This is a genomic window from uncultured Leptotrichia sp., from assembly GCF_938036635.1.
In the GTDB taxonomy this organism is placed as follows: domain Bacteria; phylum Fusobacteriota; class Fusobacteriia; order Fusobacteriales; family Leptotrichiaceae; genus Leptotrichia; species Leptotrichia hongkongensis.
The window spans coordinates 1-1,062 of the sequence record NZ_CALHQO010000033.1; the positions used below are offsets into that span (position 1 = coordinate 1).

Here is a 1,062-nt window from a genome sequence, read left to right on the forward strand (position 1 = left end):
AGAAGAACAGAAAAAAATATATGACAGCCTGAAAATAAATCCTGTAAAGAAATATTTATTGAAAAAAACTGTATTTTATGCAAAAAAATTTATAAAATTGAGAGAAAATCTAAGATATGAACGGACAAAAGTTTTTGGAACAGTAAGAAAAATTATGAAAAAAATGGGAACTCATCTGAAAAACGATAACCTTATAAATAATGAAAAAGATGTATTCTACCTTACTGTTGATGAAATTTTTGGACTTGTTGACGGCTCAATAATTGATGTTGATTTAAAAAAACTTATAGATCTGAGAAAGGAAGAATACAGGAAATACGAAACTGAGATGATTCTTCCTGACAGATTTTTAACAAAAGGATTTCTAGGAGAAAATTTTTATTATGAAGATTTGACAGGAAATTCACAACTGGATGAAAATACTTTGAAAGGAACTGGATGTAGCAAAGGAATTGTCAAAGGAAAGGTAAAAGTTGTATTAAATCTGATGAATACAGAAGTTGAAGATGGAGATATAGTTGTAACAAAATCCACAGATCCAAGCTGGGTTATGGTTTTTCCTTTATTAAAAGGACTTATTGTAGAAAAAGGAAGCCTTTTATCCCACAGTGCAATTATTTCACGAGAGATGAATATCCCTGCTATAGTTGGAGTACAGGGTGCAACAAGCATTCTAAAAACAGGAGATATAGTTCAATTTGACGGAAGTACAGGGATTATCAAAAAATTAGATGACTGATTTTTATTAAAAATTTAAAACTACAAACAAATTAGGAGGAACATAATTGAAAAGCGAAGTAAAAGAAAACAGAGTTGATTTTTCTTTGATAAGGTATTCCCAATGCTGGGAAGATACAGAGGTTTTGCTCGAAAGTCTTAATATACAGGAAAATGATATATGCTTTGGGATACTGTCTGCGGGAGATAATGTGTTTTCCATGCTTGCAGAAAATCCAAAGAAAGTGGTGGCACTTGATATAAGTTTTCCTCAGATAGCACTTGCAAAGTTGAAAAAGGAAGTTTTTAATAGCCTGTCCTATGAAGAAATGCTTGAGTTTATGG

2 protein-coding genes are annotated in these 1,062 nt (G+C 31.2%); both read left to right on the forward strand.

All coding sequences use genetic code 11. From position 1 onward, the window contains the following. Positions 1-739 (forward strand): PEP-utilizing enzyme (locus tag Q0370_RS00455; RefSeq protein WP_299570604.1); only part of this gene is annotated, 739 nt, incomplete at its 5' end. Between the two features lie 46 nt (positions 740-785). Next, positions 786-1,062: DUF3419 family protein (locus Q0370_RS00460; RefSeq protein ID WP_299570607.1), on the forward strand; the 277-nt coding region annotated here is incomplete at its 3' end.